The following is an 18,255-nucleotide window of genomic DNA, read 5'->3' on the forward strand; positions in this document are numbered from 1 at the left end:
TTTTTATGTCTTTAAAAAAGAATAAACAAGGGTTTGAAACAAGAGCCATTCATGCTGGACAAGAACCTGATCCAACTACTGGGGCCATAATGACTCCTATTTATACAAGCTCAACTTACGTGCAAGAAAGTCCAGGAGTTCACAAAGGCTATGATTATTCAAGAAGCACCAATCCAACTCGTAAAGCACTGGAATCTTGCATAGCTGATCTAGAGGGTAGTACTTTCGGATATGCTTTTGCTTCCGGTATGGCAGCTAGTGCAACTGTATTAGAACTGCTAAATGCCGGAGATCATGTGATTGCAATGGATGATTTGTACGGGGGAACTTATCGACTTTTTGAGAATGTAAGAAAACGCTCTGCTGGACTCGATTTTACATTTTGTGATTTAAGCGATCTAAATAACCTTGAAGCATCAATTAATGATAAGACCAGAATGATTTGGGTTGAGAGCCCTACAAATCCTCTTCTTAAAATCGCTGATTTATCTGCTATCTCCGCTTTTGCTAAACAACATAACTTAATCTCAGTTTGCGATAATACTTTCTGCTCTCCTTTTGTTCAGAATCCAATAGAACTAGGTTTTGATATTGTCGTTCATTCTGCAACTAAGTACTTGAATGGTCATTCGGACTTAATAGGAGGAGTTGTAGTTTGTTCGCCAGATAAAGAAAAAATAGCTAACGAAATTCTTTATCTTCAAAATGCCGTAGGTTCAATTATGAATCCATTTGATTCATTTTTGCTATTGAGAAGTTTAAAGACCCTGCCAGTTAGAATGGAGAGACATTGTAAAAATGCGCTGGATATTGCTTTTTTTTTAGAGTCCCATTCTTCAATTGAGAAAGTAATTTATCCTGGTCTGGAAAGTCATCCACAGCACAATATTGCCAAGAAGCAAATGAATGGATTCGGAGGCATGATATCGGTGGTAATAAAAGGCGGTTTAGAAAGTGCTACTAACTTTCTTGAAAAAACGAAATTATTTTCTTTGGCAGAGAGTCTAGGGGGAGTTGAGAGTCTTATTGAGCACCCAGCAATTATGACTCACGCATCAGTTCCACCTGAAATTCGAGAAGAGATTGGAATAAGCGATGGTCTAGTGAGGCTTTCAGTAGGTATAGAGTCTATCGACGATTTATTGGAAGATATAGAAAGTTCTTTAACCTAATTATCCAAACCCACATTCCAGTTTACTAATTTTGAAGATTCCTCAATTTTGTCCTCTATACCCAGAACTAAAGCAAACATGGCCATTCTAATTACAACGCCATTATCTGCCTGCCTAAAAATTGCTAGATTGGGATTTTCGTATAAGTCGCTATCTAATTCATTTGCATCACTTCTAGAGTCTCTGGGTAAAGGATGCATAATTACGGTATTTGGTTCACAATTAGCAGTATAAATAGACTGGTTAAGGCTTAGTAGTCCTCTGTATTTATTGGCATCTGATTTGCTCTTAAACCTTTCTTCTTGAATTCTCGTTATATAAATAATATCGACTTCAGATATTCCCTCTTCAAGATTCTCAGTCTCAGATAGACTTAGACCAGATTCATTTAGCTGATTTAATAACTCCGGAGGAAGTTTTAGTTCTTTAGGAGAAATGAGATTTAATTTTACATTAGAGTAAAAAGAGAGAATTTTACATAACGAGTGAACGGCTCTTCCATATTTCAAATCTCCCACTAAGGCGATTCTAAGGCCATCTAACGTTTTATTATTTTCTGACAGTTCTTTTTGAATAGTATAGAGATCTAGAAGAGCTTGAGAGGGATGCTCATTTGATCCATCTCCAGCATTTATTACCGGAACTCTACTTGAATCTGCAAAGCGTTTTACAGAGCCATTCTCAGGATGTCGCATAACTATAATATCGCTGTATCCACTTAGAACTCGAGCTGTATCTGCAAGAGATTCACCTTTAGCTAGGGAAGAGCTTCCTACTTCTGTAATTTCTCTAACATTTCCTCCAAGCAAGTTAAACGAAGCACCAAAGCTTATCCTAGTTCTTGTGCTAGGTTCAAAGAACATATTCCCTAGGATCGCGCCTTCAAGCACTCGTGTTATTTTTTCTTTGGAAGCGAAAGGTTCTAATTTGTCTGCAACAGAAAATAATTTTTCTATGCCTTTACGATCGAACTGATCTATAGAAAGGATGTGGTTACCTCTAAAATCCATCTATTATTAACTTTTGAGACGGCATCTTATCATCTTTAGCTTTAATTAAGATAGTTTAAGAAAATTGGGGATGACCAAGCCCTTTCTCCAATAGGAGCTAAACAGTCATCAGAAGGTTCAAATTCTGGTCCACTGGCATAACAGGGCTTAATTTTTATACATTCTCCTTTTTCGTTATATTCACAACGAAGAGGATCTCCTCCTACAGCCATGCTTTCTTCTTGAATGGCTCTTATGTAGTAAACCGAACTAACTTTGTCTTTAGTAAATTGTTTGTCTTCGAAAGACACTAAACAACCTTGGCCGGTATCATCGCAGTCAAAAACTAACCATGGATCTTGAATAGCATTGTCCAATGCATCTAAATTTTCGGTAGGTATTATTTTTATAACCTCAATTCTATCTATTAAATTTCTTTCGTTAGTTGGGTTATAGCACTCATTTAAGCAAAGACGTTCTATTTCTTCTTTTGACATAGAATTATTTACATAATCAGGACACCCAGGAAGTTGTTTATAGGATCCGACAGCTCTTACTTCAAAAAATGGATTCTCAGAAAAACTTAATTCACTTCCCATAGGAACTTCTTCCTGACCATTAACCAAATTAAACCAAAGTAAGATTCTTTCACCTGATGTTGCATATACCTCTCTCTCATACAAAGAATTATAAATTTTATTCCTATCTAGCCTATCAGCATGCACTGCAACCAAACCTCCTGTTGAATAAAAAGAGGCACCTCGTTCAGGAGGTAGTATCCAGGTTAAATTATCTTTAGCTCCCCAAGAATCTCCCATCGATTTTCTTGCAAATTCTTTATATCCAGCTCCAGCCCTGGCCTTATGATTATCTGTTGATCCTATAAGACCTAATTTAAAGGAATTTAAGACTCCACTTGTATTAATTTGAGATGCTAGGGCAGCTTGAGAGCTCATAGCAGGCCTGTAGGTATAGGCTGGAAGAAAAGAATCTTTAAGCTGTCCACATTGATTCCAATCTTCTTCTGTTGCATTTTCAACTAGACCAAATCTTAATAATCCTGAGGCATTATTGGCAAACTGTTCTTTAATATCATTTGCTTTATCTGTACATGCAACACCAGTTTCCTTTTTACATTGCTCATTAACTATTAAGCCTGCCCTCCAGCAACAAGGCTCAAAGTTATCTGTTGGAGGAGGGCATTTGAATACTCCTGGAGAAATTTCTTCAGCATGAAGAAATTTCTGATAGATTTCTGAATTTCCGTGACCCGAATATACTTCCATAAGTCTTTGTTTATCAGGATCATGATTACCATTATAGAGTTGGGAACTCATACTAGAATTCGCTGGAGAGTGTATTCCCCATGTTGTCCCATGCGGTATTACAATTGCTTCTAAACCAAGCTCATCAAGTCTAGTAAATAGTTCTTTCGGAGTCTCAGCCCTCTCTTTACATTCTTCTTTTAAATTCCTTTCTTGATCACAAAATGGAATCGAATAGGATTCTTCTCTGAACTTAAGGAAATCAAAATCAATTGCTTCAGGAGGAAAATCAGCCACTAAGGGCAAAAAGGGGGTAAGACTATTTTCAATCAACAAATCAAGACCGGTTAGGCCCGCCCCAATTGGTACATCAGGAACATTATTTAAATCTCTAAGGATTACATTTTTATGAGCATAGTGTGTTTCTGGATTGGCCCCCATTTGTGTCCATTCCCAACCGGCAAAAACAACCAGATCCTTATTGTTTTCATCTGAAATAGAATCACAGTTCCTCATAGATTCTAAGGAATCCTGCCACATCTTTTTAGTCATACCTTCTGCGTGATCAGTAATTGAAAAAAAGTCCAAAGAGGAGCAAAACCGAGCAAAATTACAAGCATCAGCTGGAGGATGAACTCCCTCTCCCTGAAGCATGGGTAAGCTGAAAAGAAAAGCATCTTGTGAAAAGGTAGTGTGAACATGCAAATCACCAAAGAATATTTGCTTTTCACTTAATGGAATATTGTCAACTGGTCTAGGAGAATAGACTAATTCTCCATCTTCAGGAAGGTTGCCAACTAGGCCAGAAGAGGAAATAAAGACATAGATAAATATTAAAAGAAAAGGACTTAAAACTAATCCTATAAATTTTAACGCTTTAAGCATTTAGTCCACGACCTCTAATAGAGATCCATTCGTTAGTTGGACTATCAATAGCTCCATAGTCAGTGCCGGTTTCAGCAAAATGATAAACCATTGCTGTTCTTCTAGAATCTGACTTATTGTCATAGGATTTATGCATTAGGAAGCTGTGAAATAACAATAAATCCCCTTTATTTAAGGTCATAGGTATTTCATTGCTGAAATCATGATCCTTTATTTCGGTATATCCATAATTTGATTCTTTTCTATCATCCGGTAGATGTTCATGAAGATGTTCATGATGTGAACCAGGAAGAACTACCAGACATCCATTATCTAGTGTAGCTTCGCTTGTTGCTAACCAAGCTGCAACTTGCGGTTCTCTGTCGAAAGGAAAATAAGAAGAATCTTGATGCCAGGGTTGTCCCCATGCACCTGGATTCTTGAATATAAATTGGCTTAGAAAACAATCTATATCAGGTCCAATTATATCTTCCAGTAGATTACACAAGGTCTCATTTTTGATAAATGAATTAAAAATACCTTTTGAATGAATTCTAAAGAGCTTGGATATTTCATCCTCGATGCTAGTAGCATTTTTACTGGGTTTCATTTCTCTTATCGCTATGTGACCATCACCCGCATAGGCATGACTAAAGGCACTATCCTCTGGAACAATAGATTTTATGATGCTTATTACTTCATCATTCATCTCATTACAGAAGTTCTCATCAACAAAATTAGGTATTAAGATATAACCGGAATCATTCCAACTTTTTTTCTGTTCATCAGTCATGTACTTTGTGAGAGTTAACTCTCTGCTAGAAGTTCTTCCTGCTTGCTCATTAATTTTATTTGAGAAATCTTTTTTAGCTTGTAGATCTATATCTTTTCTATCCATGACAAAAATTTTATCAATTTATTTCCATATAGGGTGGTTTAAGTTCACTTAATTTGAGAAGATGAGTTCTCAAAAAATTGAAATGGAGTAAAAATGGCGACTTTTGAAGAATTAAAAACTGGACTTGAAACTGCCTTTGATGCTGATGGTGCTAAAGGAATAGAAGCAACAATTCAAATTAATATTGAAGATCTTACCAATTTCTATGTGGATATAAATGATGGAGCTTTATCTGTAGTAGAATCTGAGCACGAAGATCCAGGTTTAACTTTAACCTTTGATAGCCAAGAGACAATGGAAAAAGTATTTTCTGGAGATCAGCAAGCTGCAATGGGAGCTTTCATGCAAGGAAAAGTAAAGTTTTCAGGAGATATGGGATTAGGACAAAAGCTAGGATCTGTATTTAAAGCACCGGAATAAATCTCTCAAGAGGCATATTTTACAGAACACCCATAGGGCTTTGTAACTGGTGAAGAAATTTCTTCGCCGGTGCCCATCTCTCTCAAGCTCTCTTTTACATAGTTCTTTGCTTTGAGAAGATCTCTACTCATGAACCCTCTACCACCGGCATCATCAATAGCTCCCTGGTATTTCAACAGACCTTCCTCGTTGATTATATACATATGAGGAGTAGTCTTGGCATCATAAGTTCGACCTACTTCGCCTGTTGGATCGAAGAGAACATGCGTTGGAGAAGCCTTCCTTGCAATGGTAAGCCTATTAGCTTCATCAGATGAAACGTATCCTTGAGTACCTGGAGCTGAGGAAATAATACTCAACCATATGATTTCTTCTTCTTTGGCAAATTCTTGAGTAGACTGCATATTTCCTGTCTCGTAATGCTTTGCAACATAAGGACACCCATGATTTGTCCACTCCAGTACAACTTTTTTACCTATGAATGAACTAAGGGATATTTCATTTCCATAGCTGTCAGATAATTTGAATTCGGGTGCGCTATCCTCATTTTCCACAAAACTCGATAAGAATTGTGAAAAATAGAAAATCAAAAAAGTAAGAGTAATAAATTTTTTCATCAGCTAAGCTCGTTTAGATATCTCAATAGAATATCTTCTGTAAGAATTTCTGGCAATATAATTGGTTCACCCTCTGAAGGATAAAGTACATATAGAGGTACACCAGTTCTACCAAATTGTTCTAACTTTTTGGCAATGACTCCGTCTTTCCTGGTCCAATCCGCCTCTAGATAGAAAATATTTCGTTTACTCATTAATTCATTCACTTTCTTTGAACTCAAAGCAACTCTTTCATTTACCTTACAAGTAATACACCAGTCAGCTGTGAAATTTAAAAAGATAAGTTCTTTAGCTTCTCTATATTCATCTAATATTTCTTCGCTATAAACTATTTCATCTTGAGTATCTTTAGTGCTGTATTCAGTAGGAATAATTGATATTGAAGCTAGAACTAAAATCAAAACAACAAATCTTACCAACCATCTTATCCACTTTTGAGGTGAAGTATTCTTTTCTAATATCCATAATGAAAGGCTGATAACTAGACCTCCTACTAAGACCAATAACACTGTATTGCTATCAACCTGACCGCTTAATACCCACAAAAGCCAGAGTGCGGATGCCCACATAGGAAATGCCATAAATTGTTTGAACGTCTCCATCCAGGCACCAGGTTTTGGTAAGAAAGATAATAATGAAGGTTTTACACTGAGCACTAAGTAAGGAAGTGCGAATCCAAGTCCTAAGCTAAGAAAAATAAGAAATGAATTTCCACTGGGCTGTAGCAATGCAAAACCAATTGCAGATCCCATGAAAGGAGCTGTGCAAGGCGAGGCTACTACTACTGCTAAGATGCCTGTAAGGAAAGACTCAAGAGATTCATTCTTTACTTGGGCAATAGAACTCAATTGCCCCATTTGACTGCCAAATACTAAATTACTCATAAACATGAAGCCTAATGCAACAAATAAATAAAAAAGAATACTTATCACTAAGGGGTACTGCAGCTGAAATCCCCAACCTATATTTTCACCGCTTGATTTTAATAAGATTAAGAGTAGGGCAATTAACAAGAAACTCAAGATTACCCCTAAGGTATAAAATAAGCCGAATTTATAGGCTTGCGAGGATGAATTTTTTCCATGTTCCATAAATCTCAATATTTTGATACTGAGTATGGGAAATACGCATGGCATGATGTTTAGGATCAACCCGCCGAGGAAAGCAAACACGATCAATAGCAATATTCCTTGTTCGTTTTTTGGTAAATCTGCAGTCAGCGGGAATGATATTTGATAATAGGATTTGCCTTCTTTGTTTGATGCCTCTATTACACCTTCAAATTTACTGAAATTAAGATCAGCTTCAGAAGCTTTAATTTCTAAAATGAAACTATTTTGATTCTTTTCATAAATTTGTTCTTCAGCATAACTGGTTAAGCCATATTCTTTTGGAAAGAAATAGACGTCATCGAAATGTTCTCCATCTTTTATATCAGTTTGAAGGAAGAAACTATCATCTAATTTTTCAATTCTGTATTCCTGATTAAAGTCACTAGGTACTGTTTCTAAATAATTATTTATTTCTTCTCGATTGGATGAAGGTATGAATAAACCTTCAGTTATTTGAATGGCTACGATACCTTCTTGGGGAATGCATATATCTTTGCATGTAAACCAACCAACTTTTGCTTCAATATTAATAGGAAACTCAATATCTTTTGAAGAAGATATCTTTGTTAACAAAACCACTTCATCGTTGTAACCAAAAGTCATTAAGGGTTCAACGGGAATCCTTTCTGGTCCTGGCCAAAGAATTGATGAAGCTTCTAAACCTTTTGGCAATATCCAATCTATAGTAGCTCCTTCACCGGCATCACCTGGATTTTCCCAATAGGTATGCCAATCTTTTGCAAGTTTAAATTTCATACCCAACATAAAATTGTCTCCAGGTTGAATGGAGTATGTTTCTGAAATTAGTTCGATGGTTGAGTCGCTTTCGTAGTACTTTGCCTCTGAAAATACATTGTGATTCGTAAAGATAACTCCACAAAAAATTAAGCACTTTATGATATTCTTATTAAGTTTGTAATTAATCTCTTTAAGCATGTTTGAAGATTTAAAAAAAAGTTTTAACGAAGACGGTTTTGTAGTCGTAAGAGACTTATTTGATAGCTCTGAAATTAAATTTTACAGAGAACTAATAAAAGAAGCTATTAAAGAGAGAAAACACTTTGATGAAAGGATTTTAAAAGACCGATCAGAATATGAGCAGTCATTTACTCAATGTCAAAATTTATGGGAAGATTACCCAGATATTAGAAAGCTTACTTTCGATCAAAGGGTCTGCAAAATAGCATCAAAGCTTTTAGATACTGAGGTAATTAGATTATGGCATGATCAAGCTTTAGTGAAGGAATCGGGCGGCAGAGAAACGGACCCTCATCATGATCAGCCTTATTGGCCTATAAAGGAAACCAAAACAATAACAGCCTGGATTCCCTTATGCGATGTCGATGAGACCAATGGTCAATTAGGATTTTATTCAGGCTCTCATAAGATTGAGGACAAAAAATTTATCAATATTTTTTCAGGCAAGGTTGATGAAAATAATTTTTTGGAAACTGCTAACGTAAGTCCAGATCAAATAAATTATCAAACTATGAAAGAGGGTGATGTTTCCTTTCACCATGGTTTGACATTTCACAGAGCTAAATCAAATATTTCAAACTATGACAGAATAGTTCATACCGCGATTTTTTTTGCTGATGGATGCACTAGAGGCGATGATAAATTTCATTTTAGTGTCGATAGATCTAAGATAAAGGTAGGAGAAAAAATTGATAGTGACGTAACTCCTATTGCTTTTCCCATTACTACCCTCCCTGAGAGACCAAAAAATGGTATTTCAGATGATTTTATTGGTTATAAAATGTTTGGATTATTACCTAAAGAGTAAACATTGTTTTTAAGTGCTCTCTGACTAGTTTTGTCCAAATCTCATACCCCTTAGCACTCATATGGAGACCATCTTCAATAAAAAGGTCAGGAATCCGTTCTCCTTCAGCCGATAACATACCATCCCAGATATCAATAAAAGTTACCAAATCATCTCTCGAAGCTATTTTGGCAATCATCTCGTTGTAAGCTATCTCTTCTTTTTCTAAATAAACTCTAGCTGGAGACGGTTTTATACCTATTACGAATAAATGAACGCCAGGTAAAGCTTGATGAATCTTGTCTTTTAGGATTTCGAAATCTTGAATAGTTTCCTCAGGTGTTTTCAAAGCAGTTAAGTCATTTGTGCCACAAAAGAAAACAATAGCTTTAGGAGAGTAACGTTGAATGACATCTTCAAAATGATGATTGACATGGGAGATATGAGCACCACCAAAACCTCTGTTTAAAACTTTGAGAGGTTGCATATCCTCTTCCAAAGAATTCCAAAATCTTATACTAGAACTACCTGTAAAAAGAACTTCAATTTCTTTTGGAAAATCTAACTTATCCTCTTCTAAGAACTCATTTATTTCATCCTTATAAAAATCTTTTTTACTCCAAGCATTGAGATAGAGTGCAGTCTTTTTTATCTCTGCAGAAGAAATTTCTGTATTATTTAATTCTGCTTGAGTTTTAATTCTCTCTTCCAAAATTTGAATATCATCAGAGCACCCAAAAAAGGTAAGTGCTAATAATATTGATACTAATTTGCTTATTTTCATGCGTTACCAAAATTGGGACTTATCATTCGAATATCATAACCAACTATTTTTGACATTTCATTGATTTGGTCACTTGGATTTATTTTAAATATTAAATTACTATTTTCTTCAAATGCAATCCAAGCATTATCTGCGATTTCAGTATTAAGCTGTCCTGGACCCCATCCTGTATAACCCAGTGTCAGCCTAAAATTTTTGGGACCATCTCCTCTAGCAATATCCTCTATAGCCTCAAAATCTGTACTCATGTAAACATTTTCACTCACTTTTAAGGTTCCTTTCCAGCATTTATCTGAACTATGAAGTATAAATATTGCTCCGGGATTAACGGGCCCACCTAAAAATACATTCCCTTTAGCATTATCAACTTCACTAATCTTTAAGCCTCTTAGTAGTTCCTTTAAATCGAGCTCTAAAGGTCTATTAAAAATTAAGCCAAGGGAACCTTGTTCATTATGATCGCAAATGTATATTAATGAGTCTGTAAAATAAGATGTTCCTTCTTCATTCGGAGAAAAGAAAAGAATTTTTCCTTTTATTTTGTCTTCTTCAGTCCACATTACATATTTTCACTCAGCTTATACAAGTTATAAAAATAAAAGGCACTTATAACCAACGCATGTTCAATCTCCCGATTTTTTATCAAAGAAGGTATCTCGTCAATATTTTTACTGATAATCTCAATGTCTTCAGTTCCATCCAAATTCTGATCAGCAGACTTTTCGCAATTAAGAGCAAGGTATGTATAAGTATGGTTGGCCAAAATTGCAGGATTAGATTCTACTCTTCCTATTTCAACAACTTCACTTCCTTCAAAACCTGTTTCTTCTTTCAATTCTCGAATAGCTGCTTGTTTTGGATCTTCCCCATGATCAGCCATTCCTCCAGGTATTTCTAAGGATGTCTTTTCTAAACCAAATCTATATTGATTTACCAAAATTACCTCTCCTGATGAGGTAATAGGAATAATATTTACCCACGTGGGTACTTCCATTACCCAGACACTATGTTCTGTGCCAAGTTTTGGAGAAGTGACTTGATCTTCCCTCATTTTAAAGATTTTATTCTCTAATAAATATTTAGAAGAATTTTTTTCCCATTTCTTTATCATGTATCTAACTTAAATTTAAAATTTTCTTAATAAATATCCTAACTCAAATGAATTCAGAACAGTTCTTAAATTGGATTATAAGCAATCCAGAGTATGCTGGCCTTGCGATGTTTATTATAGGTTTTCTTGAATCTTTTTTTATTTCAGGTGCAGTATGGCCTAGTGTGATTCTTTTATTATTTGCAGTTGGACTCAGTGAATCTGATATTAAGCTTGCTTTCATTTGCATAGGGGCCGGATTAGGTTCTTGGGTTGGGGATACCCTAAGTTTTTACTCTGGTTTACTTTTTGGACCGAGATTGAAGAGACTCAATTTTTTACAAAAAAGACAAGCAGTCTTTAATAGAGGAGAAGATTTTTTTAAAAAATATGGTTGGGTTGGAATTCTAATTGGAAGACTGATACCAGCAATAAGACCTTTTATTCCGTTTATAGCCGGCATTTCATCGATGAAACCTATTGTTTTTTTTATTAGCTCAATACTTGCTTGCTTAATATGGTCAATTGCACTGGCAATTTTGATAATAGGAATAGATAATATAATTAACTTTTTTTAATAGATAATAAAATTATGTCAAAACATCAAGCTTTAGATACTTTCGGAAGATCAGGAAATCCTGTCTTCGGAAACAAATTTGATGGAGATGCTCAATTTAGAGATCTTCCTGTTGCACAAAAAATGACTTTAGATGGTACGGTAAATAAAACTGGAATCCTTTTATCTTTGTGCTTTGCAACTTCAGCTATCAGCTGGAACATTCCTAATCCTGCATTAATGGGCTTTGGGGCTATCGGAGGATTAATACTGGCCCTGATAACAATGTTTCGTCCTACATCGGCTGGCATGACAGCTCCTTTATATGCTGCTTCTCAAGGCCTTTTTCTAGGTGGTATAACGGTCATGTTTGAATCTCAATTTCCGGGTATTGCTATACAAGCCATCGGTCTTACTTTTGGAACACTAGCTTCTCTACTTGTGTGTTACAAAACTGGCATAATTAAGCCGACTGAGAATTTTAGACTAATGATAGTTAGCGCGACAGCGGGTATAGGACTTCTCTATATTGTTAATATTGGAATGCTCTTGTTTGGTGGAGGAGAAGGTATTGGATTTATTCACTCTAACGGAATTATGGGAATTGGATTTAGTCTATTTGTAGTTGGTATTGCTGCATTAAACTTAGTTCTAGATTTTGATTTTATTGAACAAGGCTCTGAGAATGGACTTCCTAAACATATGGAATGGTTTGGGGCATTCTCTTTAATGGTTACTTTAGTTTGGCTTTATTTAGAAATACTCAGATTACTTACAAAACTAAGAAGTAACTAGATGGATTTAAATACCATCTTCTTTGGTGGTCTTGCATTGCTTTCTTTTGCCGTGTTTTTCTACTTAGGTAAGATGAAGGCTTCTAAGTCTCAAACTGAAAGGGAAGATAGAATAGATTGGTCGGGCAGAAAATTTTCGTTCAGAAGTTGTATAACGATAGCCCTTGCATTCTTTCTTATACTTTATTTCCTTAATTTCTTTATTCTTTCCTAAACTACATTGCATCTAAGAAGAGTTTTTCCCACTCATCTTGGGTAGGTAGTCTCGGTGTTGTAGCATTACTAGGGTCAGTCATGGAGTGAGCTACAAGCCCCGGAATCATTTCTTCCGTAATTCCCATCTCTTTTAAGCCACTGGGTAGACCGATGGCTTTATTAAGGATTTCTATCTCCTCTGCTAGATCCTTGGATTTATCTTTTCCCATGGCACGCAATATTTTTGAATACTTATTGCCAACATGATCTCTATTGAATCTCAAGACTGTGGGCAAGATAACACCATTTAACGTTCCATGATGTAGTCTAAGTTCTTGGTCTGCACCTATTGCATGACTCATGGAATGGACTGCGCCTAGTCCTTTTGAAAAAGCCATTGCTCCCTCAGTAGAGGCCATCATCATATTCCATCTTGCTTCTTTATCTTGACCATCTTTTACTGCCCTAATCAAGCTCTCTTCACCAACAACCTTTTCAACTCCATCTAAACCTACTGCTTCAGCAGGCGGGTCTATAACAGGAGAAAGTATCGCTTCTATACAATGCGTTAAAGCATCCATTCCTGCACCTGCAGTTAGAGTAGGAGGCAATCCAAGGGTAAGCTCTGGATCACATATAGCAGCATCAGGTCTTAAATGATCACTAGCTAAAATAAGCTTTCTTCCATCATTCATGATTATCACTGCTCCTAATGATACTTCGCTTCCAGTCCCTGAAGTTGTAGGAATAGCTATCATCGGCATAGTTTCATTAATTTTTCCTACGCCCCCCTCATTAACAGAATAATCTACAACATCTCCTTCATGATTAGCCATTAATGCAACTGCTTTGGCTAAATCCATACTTGAACCACCGCCAAAACCTATTACTCCGTCACAATTATTTTCTTTATATGCTTTGAGGGCAATATTTACTGCCTCTTCGGTAGGATTAGCGGGAGTTTCTTCATAAAAAGTAGGAGATAATTCATTTGAAAGAAGACCCCTAATCTTGTCGGACATCCCAATGGAAGCTAGGCCAGGATCAGTGCATATGAGTGGGTTTTTTACTCCAAGATCTTGTAAAACTGAAGATATATTTTTTATTGACCCATTTTCAAAGTAAGGTTTATTTAAATAATTTAGCTGCATAATTTTCTTCCAAATTAAAGAACATAATTCTATATGTTTTTTATTATATTTAGAAAGAATATACTTAATGAGGAATGAAAATTTTAGATCAACCACAAACAATTAGATTAAAGATTATGGATTTTCTTTCAAGAAGAGAGCACTCCGTAAAAGAAATTTTTCAAAAACTTTCGCACAGGGTTGAATCTCAAGATATGTTGCTTCAAGCCATTGACGATCTAGTAGAGGATGGCTTATTGAGTGATGAAAGATTTGCCGAAAGTTATTTTCAAAGCAGAAAAAATAAAGGTTTCGGCCCTCTCAGAATCAAGAATGAACTTAGCCAACGAGGTATAAAAGAAAGTATTTTTGATTCTATTCAAAGAGATACTGATTGGACGGCATGTGCTCTGAAAGCTTTAAAAAAGAAGACGAATGGAAAAAATCTTACGGAAACTAAGGAGATTCTTAAATTAAAAAAATTCTTAAATTACCGAGGTTACGAATTTCAAGATATAGATAAGGCTTTTTTAGAATTCAATAAGGAAAATTTATAAAACTTCTTCTTACTTAAACTATACTAATGAAGACAACATGAGTTACCAAGTTTTAGCTAGAAAATGGAGACCCAATGACTTTTCAGAAGTCGTCGGGCAAGAACATGTGGTTCAGGCCCTATCTAATAGCTTAGATAATCAAAAGGTTCATCAGGCATTTGTTTTAAGCGGCACCAGAGGTGTTGGAAAAACTACCATTGCCAGGATATTGGCTAAAAGTCTAAATTGTGAAGAGGGACTAGATTCTAAACCTTGTGGAAAATGCCCTACATGCTTATCAATTGCTGATGGAAGCTTTATGGATTTCCAGGAAATAGATGCTGCATCAAGCAGAGGGGTTGATGATACGAAACAGCTTTTAGAAACAGTTATGCATATGCCTAGTTCTTCAAGATATAAAGTATACCTGTTAGACGAAGTTCATATGCTTTCAACTCAAAGTTTTAACATGCTTCTAAAAACTTTAGAAGAGCCACCAGAGCATGTTATTTTTATTTTAGCTACTACCTTGCCTGAGAAAATTCCTGCCACTGTAATTTCAAGATGTCTGCAATTCAATCTTAAAAATCTCACCAATAAACAATTAATAGAAAGACTCTCTTATATTTTGAAAGAAGAGGGCATCGATTTTGATATTGATGCTATAGAGCAAATAGCCAGAGCAGGAAGAGGAAGCTTGAGAGATTCCCTGACAATTACCGATCAAGCCATTGCTTTTTGTAAAGGCAGGCTTTCAAGTGAAGCTGTGGCGAATATGTTAGGTACACTTCCCTCAGACAACGTACTAAAATTGATCAACAATATTGCACAAAGGGATCCAAAGTCTTTATTGGATAATCTCAATGAAATCAATCAATTAAGTATCGATTATTTTAGGTTGATGGACTTAATTCTAGAAAACCTACAATTACTATCTTTCGCCAAAGTCTCTGAAGAAATTCTTGATGAAATTGATCTCAACAAAGGTGAAGCATTGAAATTGATGGAACTTCTTTCTGAAGAAGATCTCCAGATGTTATATCAAATAGGACTGATTGCTAAACGTGATATGGAATTAGCTCCAAGCTTGTCTGGTGGTTTCGATATGGCTCTTCTCAGAATGGTCTCTTTTATTCCTAATGAAATGGAAGAACTTAAAAAAAAAGTTGAGTCATTGGAAATAGACAGTAAAACTGATACTTTTTCAAAAATAAGCAAAACTGAAAATTCACCTGAAGATGTAAAGGTAGAAAAAAAAGAAATAAATCAAGATATTGAAGTAAAGAATTTACAAAAAATTGATATCAGTTCAACAAATTGGAAGAGAGTGTTTGACAAATTAAAACTCGATCCGGGTACAAAGCAATTAGCTTCTCACTGTTCCTTTATCAAGTCTGATGAAACGGTAATTTATTTATCTATGCCTAGTGAAAAACTAAGTGTTTTTAGTGGAAAGCATAGAAAACAACTTCAAGATGCTCTTTCTTCTCACTTTAATACTCAATGTAACTTATTTTTAGAGGAGGGGGGGTACTCAGACGAATCTCCAAATCAGATTAAGGAAGAAGAAAAAAGAAAAGAATTAAAACAGGCTAAAAGAGAAATTGAGCAAGATCCTAATGTTCAAAATTTAGTTGAAGCATTTGGAGCTAAGGTGGTTGAGTCATCAATAGAACCTAGAACAGAAAAGTGAGTAAAGTTAGCCCTCTAGTAGATAGCCTAATAGAGGCTTTTCAGTGCTTGCCCGGCGTAGGCCCTAAGTCAGCTCAGAGGATGGTTCTTCATCTTCTTGAAAGAAATAAGAATGCTGGCTTAATATTAGCGAATACTCTTAGTAATGCCTTGGAAAGCGTGGATAAATGTTCGAATTGTAGAATATTTACAGAAGATGAGATTTGCCAAATTTGTTCTAATGAAAAACGCAACAAGAAGCAGATATGCGTTGTTGAATCTGTTTCGGATGTATTTGCAATTGAGATGAGCAACCAATTTACAGGTCAATATTTTATATTGCATGGGCACCTTTCACCGATTGATGATATTGGCCCTGATGAGCTCGGACTTGAAAAACTTTTTGCAAGAGCTAGAGAAGAAGGGATAGAAGAAATTATTTTAGCTACCAATTCAACGCTAGAGGGAGAAACTACATCTCATTTCATTTATGACAAAATCAAGACTATAGAGAATCTTAAGGTGACAAAATTAGCTAGAGGTGTTCCTTTAGGAGGAGAATTAGAGTATGTTGATAGAGGAACTATAATGCATGCGTTTAGTGGAAGACAAAACATACGAATGGAAGACTAAATGAAGTTTTTCTTTGGTCTTCTTTTTACAACATTAGTAAATTTTACATGTGGACTTGCAGGTTTTTACATTGCGAGTACATTTCTAATTTCTTTTGTTCCTGAGCATCAAAATGCTGTTACCACCAATGACTTTTTATGGAGTTTCCTTCTGAAATTTACTGTTATTCTTATTTTAACTTGGATAATGTACAGAGTGATGTCTATGTTAGATACACCAAAAAAAAGAATATTATTTATTTTTCTTTTGGGAAGTTCTTTTTCTATTTATAACGAAGTTGATATTTTTTGGTCTAATAATTCACTAACTTGGAGTTTGGTAATTATTTTCGGTAAATCAATAAATTGGCTAATAACAGGCTACTTATTATCAAAGTTTGTAAAGCCAAAACATTTAGGTGCTTTTTAAAAGAAATAGCTAAGCCACTTCATTCTTGAAATAAATATTTATGTTTTTTATTTACTCCGCATTATTATACGTAGTAATAATCAATAAAAAAAATGAGTATTAAATCTGATAGGTGGATCAAGGAAATGGCAATTAATCATGAAATGATTAAGCCTTTTGAATTAAACCAAGTACGGCTAGGAAAAAATGACGAGAAATTAATCTCTTACGGTACTTCTTCATATGGCTATGATGTTAGATGTTCAGATGAATTTAAGGTCTTTACCAATATCAATTCTGCTACTGTTGATCCGAAGAGGTTCGACGAGGATAGTTTTGTTGATGTTCAAAGTGAGGTTTGCGTAATTCCACCTAATTCTTTTGCGCTAGCTAGTACTATTGAATATTTCAAAATCCCTAGAAATGTTTTAACTATTTGCTTGGGTAAATCTACATATGCACGGTGTGGGATTATAGTGAACGTAACTCCTCTAGAACCAGAATGGGAAGGCCATGTTACCTTGGAGTTTTCCAATACCACTAGCCTGCCTGCTAAAATTTATGCCAATGAAGGCGTGGCTCAGATGCTATTTTTAGAATCTGATGAAGAATGCGAAGTCAGTTACAAAGATAGAGGTGGTAAATATCAAGGCCAAAGAGGCGTAACTTTACCTAAGGCCTAACCCATCTCCTGAAAGTCTTTAATCTTTATTTCAACTTCTCTATCATTCTTGTCATAAATTTTAATGACTGAGTAATCTAAATCAGGTGCTAGCCAAAATACTTGTGATCGATCACTTTCGTCATTAAATTTTCTAGAAACTTTATAAGCCTCATAAGTGCCAAAAGAAGTTTCGACAGATTCTTTATCTTTTTTTACACTATAAACTCTATTTTTGATGGCACCTTTCCAATATACGATGTAAGAAATCTCATCAGGAATATTTTCTTCACCAAACTCTCTAAAGTCTAGGCGTAATTGCAACGATGCCGAACTTGGGCCTAATACATTATCTTGGAGAGCAATAATTCCTTGATCTTTATTTTCAATAAATGAAACTTCATCTTTATTCCAGTCAAATTCAGCTGAAGCCTTATACCTTCTGAATAATATTCTTTGATTAAATTTATAGTTTAAAGGTTTAATTTGATTATCAATAAGTTCAAAAACCTCAGATTCCTCCCTTCTGACTATTGAACCCCCATCTAATAAAGACGTTAACTTCCAAGAGCCATTATCTAATTTGATCATTTCAACCTGCATTTCACCCACATTACTCTCTAATGTAGCACGAGAAGGTTTAATTTCTTCTTCAGCTCTTAATATTTGCATTGATACAGCAATTATTAATATCAAGGAGTGTATTATTTTCATTA

20 protein-coding genes are annotated in these 18,255 nt (G+C 35.3%); 10 read left to right on the top strand and 10 right to left on the bottom strand.

Annotated features, from left to right (window positions below; translation table 11 throughout):
• The first annotated feature begins 5 nt into the window (after positions 1–5).
• A complete protein-coding gene (locus M9C83_02500; GenBank protein URQ67086.1) occupies positions 6–1,172 on the top strand; it encodes a cystathionine gamma-synthase in 1,167 nt (388 codons plus the stop codon).
• Here the strand turns inward: M9C83_02500 and M9C83_02505 are convergent.
• Genes M9C83_02505 through M9C83_02515 form a run of 3 tightly spaced genes read right to left on the bottom strand, consistent with a single transcriptional unit; the run spans position 1,169 to position 5,188 of the window.
• On the bottom strand, positions 1,169–2,182 hold the full coding sequence (locus M9C83_02505) for an aspartate carbamoyltransferase (protein URQ67087.1): 1,014 nt from the start codon (positions 2,180–2,182) through the stop codon (positions 1,169–1,171). The two genes, M9C83_02500 and M9C83_02505, sit on opposite strands and share 4 nt — an antisense overlap.
• A gap of 41 nt (positions 2,183–2,223) precedes the next feature.
• Positions 2,224–4,311 (bottom strand): DUF3604 domain-containing protein, encoded by a 2,088-nt coding sequence (locus tag M9C83_02510; protein ID URQ67088.1) that lies wholly within the window; start codon positions 4,309–4,311, stop codon positions 2,224–2,226.
• Positions 4,304–5,188, bottom strand: a complete 885-nt coding sequence (locus M9C83_02515; protein URQ67089.1) for a phytanoyl-CoA dioxygenase family protein — start codon at positions 5,186–5,188, stop codon at positions 4,304–4,306. Before M9C83_02515 ends, M9C83_02510 begins: the two co-directional genes overlap by 8 nt.
• Positions 5,189–5,281: 93 nt before the next feature.
• Here M9C83_02515 and M9C83_02520 point away from each other — a divergent pair, with 93 nt between their 5' ends.
• Complete coding sequence (locus M9C83_02520; protein URQ67090.1) at positions 5,282–5,608, top strand: SCP2 sterol-binding domain-containing protein; 327 nt, start codon at positions 5,282–5,284, stop codon at positions 5,606–5,608.
• Positions 5,609–5,613: 5 nt separating this feature from the next.
• On the opposite strand, the gene M9C83_02525 is transcribed toward M9C83_02520, so the two are convergent.
• A complete protein-coding gene (locus tag M9C83_02525; GenBank protein ID URQ67091.1) occupies positions 5,614–6,225 on the bottom strand; it encodes a redoxin domain-containing protein in 612 nt (203 codons plus the stop codon).
• Positions 6,225–8,273 (bottom strand): thioredoxin family protein, encoded by a 2,049-nt coding sequence (locus M9C83_02530; GenBank protein ID URQ67092.1) that lies wholly within the window; start codon positions 8,271–8,273, stop codon positions 6,225–6,227. The genes M9C83_02525 and M9C83_02530 overlap by 1 nt, the downstream gene beginning before the upstream one ends.
• Here M9C83_02530 and M9C83_02535 point away from each other — a divergent pair.
• Entirely contained in the window at positions 8,272–9,123 is an 852-nt protein-coding gene (locus M9C83_02535; protein ID URQ67093.1) for a phytanoyl-CoA dioxygenase family protein, read from the top strand. The genes M9C83_02530 and M9C83_02535 overlap by 2 nt on opposite strands.
• Here M9C83_02535 and M9C83_02540 read toward each other — a convergent pair.
• The 3 genes from M9C83_02540 to M9C83_02550 are packed head-to-tail and all read right to left on the bottom strand — an operon-like array spanning position 9,113 to position 10,937.
• Positions 9,113–9,886, bottom strand: coding sequence for a GDSL-type esterase/lipase family protein (locus M9C83_02540; protein URQ67094.1), 774 nt, complete (start codon positions 9,884–9,886; stop codon positions 9,113–9,115). The two genes, M9C83_02535 and M9C83_02540, sit on opposite strands and share 11 nt — an antisense overlap.
• A complete protein-coding gene (locus M9C83_02545) occupies positions 9,883–10,446 on the bottom strand; it encodes a YqgE/AlgH family protein (protein URQ67095.1) in 564 nt (187 codons plus the stop codon). The genes M9C83_02540 and M9C83_02545 overlap by 4 nt, the downstream gene beginning before the upstream one ends.
• On the bottom strand, positions 10,446–10,937 hold the full coding sequence (locus M9C83_02550) for an NUDIX hydrolase (GenBank protein URQ67096.1): 492 nt from the start codon (positions 10,935–10,937) through the stop codon (positions 10,446–10,448). Before M9C83_02550 ends, M9C83_02545 begins: the two co-directional genes overlap by 1 nt.
• A 107-nt stretch (positions 10,938–11,044) precedes the next feature.
• Between M9C83_02550 and M9C83_02555 the strand changes: the two genes are divergently transcribed.
• Both M9C83_02555 and M9C83_02560 read left to right on the top strand, forming a co-directional pair.
• Positions 11,045–11,554: a DedA family protein gene (locus tag M9C83_02555; GenBank protein URQ67097.1), complete on the top strand. Its 510-nt coding sequence runs from the start codon at positions 11,045–11,047 to the stop codon at positions 11,552–11,554.
• 14 nt (positions 11,555–11,568) lie between these two features.
• Positions 11,569–12,327, top strand: coding sequence for a Bax inhibitor-1/YccA family protein (locus M9C83_02560; GenBank protein ID URQ67098.1), 759 nt, complete (start codon positions 11,569–11,571; stop codon positions 12,325–12,327).
• A gap of 214 nt (positions 12,328–12,541) precedes the next feature.
• Here M9C83_02560 and M9C83_02565 read toward each other — a convergent pair whose 3' ends face one another.
• Positions 12,542–13,672: an iron-containing alcohol dehydrogenase gene (locus M9C83_02565; GenBank protein ID URQ67099.1), complete on the bottom strand. Its 1,131-nt coding sequence runs from the start codon at positions 13,670–13,672 to the stop codon at positions 12,542–12,544.
• A 74-nt stretch (positions 13,673–13,746) separates the two neighbouring features.
• Here M9C83_02565 and M9C83_02570 point away from each other — a divergent pair, with 74 nt between their 5' ends.
• The 5 genes from M9C83_02570 to dcd all read left to right on the top strand — a co-directional run bounded on the left by M9C83_02570 (position 13,747) and on the right by dcd (position 17,561).
• On the top strand, positions 13,747–14,208 hold the full coding sequence (locus M9C83_02570; protein URQ67100.1) for a recombination regulator RecX: 462 nt from the start codon (positions 13,747–13,749) through the stop codon (positions 14,206–14,208).
• A 37-nt stretch (positions 14,209–14,245) separates the two neighbouring features.
• Positions 14,246–15,880 carry a DNA polymerase III subunit gamma/tau gene (gene dnaX, locus M9C83_02575; protein URQ67101.1) on the top strand — a complete coding sequence of 545 codons (1,635 nt, stop codon included), beginning with the start codon at positions 14,246–14,248 and terminating at the stop codon, positions 15,878–15,880.
• Positions 15,877–16,491, top strand: coding sequence for a recombination mediator RecR (gene recR / locus M9C83_02580; GenBank protein URQ67102.1), 615 nt, complete (start codon positions 15,877–15,879; stop codon positions 16,489–16,491). The genes dnaX and recR overlap by 4 nt, the downstream gene beginning before the upstream one ends.
• On the top strand, positions 16,492–16,899 hold the full coding sequence (locus tag M9C83_02585; GenBank protein URQ67103.1) for a hypothetical protein: 408 nt from the start codon (positions 16,492–16,494) through the stop codon (positions 16,897–16,899). It abuts the gene before it with no gap.
• Positions 16,900–16,991: 92 nt separating this feature from the next.
• A complete protein-coding gene (gene dcd / locus M9C83_02590) occupies positions 16,992–17,561 on the top strand; it encodes a dCTP deaminase (protein ID URQ67104.1) in 570 nt (189 codons plus the stop codon).
• Here dcd and M9C83_02595 read toward each other — a convergent pair.
• Positions 17,558–18,253 carry a DUF3108 domain-containing protein gene (locus M9C83_02595; protein URQ67105.1) on the bottom strand — a complete coding sequence of 232 codons (696 nt, stop codon included), beginning with the start codon at positions 18,251–18,253 and terminating at the stop codon, positions 17,558–17,560. The two genes, dcd and M9C83_02595, sit on opposite strands and share 4 nt — an antisense overlap.
• Positions 18,254–18,255: the final 2 nt, after the last annotated feature.

This window comes from SAR86 cluster bacterium (assembly GCA_023703575.1).
In the GTDB taxonomy this organism is placed as follows: Bacteria; Pseudomonadota; Gammaproteobacteria; order Magnimaribacterales; family Magnimaribacteraceae; genus Magnimaribacter.

Coding starts and splice junctions, on each gene's coding strand:
- M9C83_02500 (URQ67086.1), top strand. CDS start 6: ATGTCTTTAAAAAAGAATAAACAAGGGTTTGAAACAAGAGCCATTCAT.
- M9C83_02505 (URQ67087.1), bottom strand. CDS start 2,182: ATGGATTTTAGAGGTAACCACATCCTTTCTATAGATCAGTTCGATCGT.
- M9C83_02510 (URQ67088.1), bottom strand. CDS start 4,311: ATGCTTAAAGCGTTAAAATTTATAGGATTAGTTTTAAGTCCTTTTCTT.
- M9C83_02515 (URQ67089.1), bottom strand. CDS start 5,188: ATGGATAGAAAAGATATAGATCTACAAGCTAAAAAAGATTTCTCAAAT.
- M9C83_02520 (URQ67090.1), top strand. CDS start 5,282: ATGGCGACTTTTGAAGAATTAAAAACTGGACTTGAAACTGCCTTTGAT.
- M9C83_02525 (URQ67091.1), bottom strand. CDS start 6,225: ATGAAAAAATTTATTACTCTTACTTTTTTGATTTTCTATTTTTCACAA.
- M9C83_02535 (URQ67093.1), top strand. CDS start 8,272: ATGTTTGAAGATTTAAAAAAAAGTTTTAACGAAGACGGTTTTGTAGTC.
- M9C83_02530 (URQ67092.1), bottom strand. CDS start 8,273: ATGCTTAAAGAGATTAATTACAAACTTAATAAGAATATCATAAAGTGC.
- M9C83_02540 (URQ67094.1), bottom strand. CDS start 9,886: ATGAAAATAAGCAAATTAGTATCAATATTATTAGCACTTACCTTTTTT.
- M9C83_02545 (URQ67095.1), bottom strand. CDS start 10,446: ATGTGGACTGAAGAAGACAAAATAAAAGGAAAAATTCTTTTCTTTTCT.
- M9C83_02550 (URQ67096.1), bottom strand. CDS start 10,937: ATGAGGGAAGATCAAGTCACTTCTCCAAAACTTGGCACAGAACATAGT.
- M9C83_02555 (URQ67097.1), top strand. CDS start 11,045: ATGAATTCAGAACAGTTCTTAAATTGGATTATAAGCAATCCAGAGTAT.
- M9C83_02560 (URQ67098.1), top strand. CDS start 11,569: ATGTCAAAACATCAAGCTTTAGATACTTTCGGAAGATCAGGAAATCCT.
- M9C83_02565 (URQ67099.1), bottom strand. CDS start 13,672: ATGCAGCTAAATTATTTAAATAAACCTTACTTTGAAAATGGGTCAATA.
- M9C83_02570 (URQ67100.1), top strand. CDS start 13,747: ATGAAAATTTTAGATCAACCACAAACAATTAGATTAAAGATTATGGAT.
- dnaX (URQ67101.1), top strand. CDS start 14,246: ATGAGTTACCAAGTTTTAGCTAGAAAATGGAGACCCAATGACTTTTCA.
- M9C83_02585 (URQ67103.1), top strand. CDS start 16,492: ATGAAGTTTTTCTTTGGTCTTCTTTTTACAACATTAGTAAATTTTACA.
- dcd (URQ67104.1), top strand. CDS start 16,992: ATGAGTATTAAATCTGATAGGTGGATCAAGGAAATGGCAATTAATCAT.
- M9C83_02595 (URQ67105.1), bottom strand. CDS start 18,253: ATGAAAATAATACACTCCTTGATATTAATAATTGCTGTATCAATGCAA.